A 1,154-nucleotide genomic window follows, 5' to 3' on the forward strand; every position below is an offset into this window, starting at 1 on the left:
GACATCATAAAATACGAGGTATCTGTAATAAAAAAACCTATTCCTCAATTTTTGAAGAATAGGCTTCGTGAGTTATTGTAGATTGCAAAATGATAAAACAATGATTATCTAGTCAGTCTAATTTGGATTTGTTGTCCAATCTTTTAGATATACTCCATTTTTGTATGCCTCTCGTTGACCATCAGCAGTTTTATACAAAAAGACTCCTTCCTCTGGATAATGACATATATCTTCACTTTCCAAAGTACCAAAATCCAAAATAATCAAATCTTCTGTCCCAGTATTAACGAATGTATGAGCAACACCAATACCAGCGGGTTTAGCGAAAAAATCTTTGGCTCCTACTGAGATTTTTTGTTCGTTAACTATAAGTGTTCCTTCTCCCGATAAAATAAAAAAGAATTCTTCTTGTTGTGAATGGCTATGATATTTTGTGCTTCTTTTTAATGGAGGTACTATGTCCATATTTGTGTAAATCTTTTCGCTACCAACTGATTTTCCCATTTCCCTTGTTACTAGACCAGAATCATCCTTCCAAACAAATTGTTGGTCAATTGAATCACTATTTCCAACTCTATTCATTTTCATTCCTCCCTAATTGAATTTCACTGTTTTCTGTTAACTGGTTCAAGACTTTCCGGATAAACATTACCAACAGATCACGACATCAGTGAGCGGCATCCACTTATCATTCAATTCCAACTACTCATCAGATACTGAGAATAGTCACTTGATTGATTTCCTCATGAAAACTACCAACATTAAGATTATTAGCATACTTATAAACATTAACTATAAACTCTCTACCATTATACACATCTAGATGTGTATAAGAGACAGGTAAGAAACTATTTGATACTGGATATGATATTTTTTGTCCAAATCTTCTCGATGGTAGTGAATTATTCACTTATGAACAAAGCGATGAAGCTTACGAAGCTTTTAAAAGAAGTAAATTTGATGAAAAACTTATTTTAATTGAAGAAATTATAATAAAACTTAAAGAAAGCTACACTAAAGTCTTTATCATTGGCTACAGTGTGGGAGCAACACTTGCTTGGTGCATTTCTCAAAATCCTCTTCTTGATGGCATTGTTTGTTATTATGGGTCTCGTATTAGAGATTACTTGTATATTCGACCCGAATGCCCTTCA

General features: G+C 33.1%; 1 protein-coding gene and 1 pseudogene. One reads left to right on the forward strand and one right to left on the reverse strand.

All coding sequences use genetic code 11. The features are described from left to right. Nucleotides 1-117: 117 nt before the first annotated feature. The gene (locus A5875_RS23110; RefSeq protein ID WP_088935941.1) at nt 118-582 is read right to left on the reverse strand and encodes a cupin domain-containing protein; all 465 of its coding nucleotides are present in this window, start codon (nt 580-582) and stop codon (nt 118-120) included. 266 nt (nt 583-848) lie between these two features. Here A5875_RS23110 and A5875_RS24370 point away from each other — a divergent pair. Further along, nucleotides 849-1,154, forward strand: a pseudogene (locus A5875_RS24370) (dienelactone hydrolase family protein); the annotation flags it as partial.

It is taken from the genome of Enterococcus sp. 3H8_DIV0648 (assembly GCF_002140655.1).
Lineage (GTDB): Bacteria > Bacillota > Bacilli > Lactobacillales > Enterococcaceae > Enterococcus_A > Enterococcus_A hulanensis.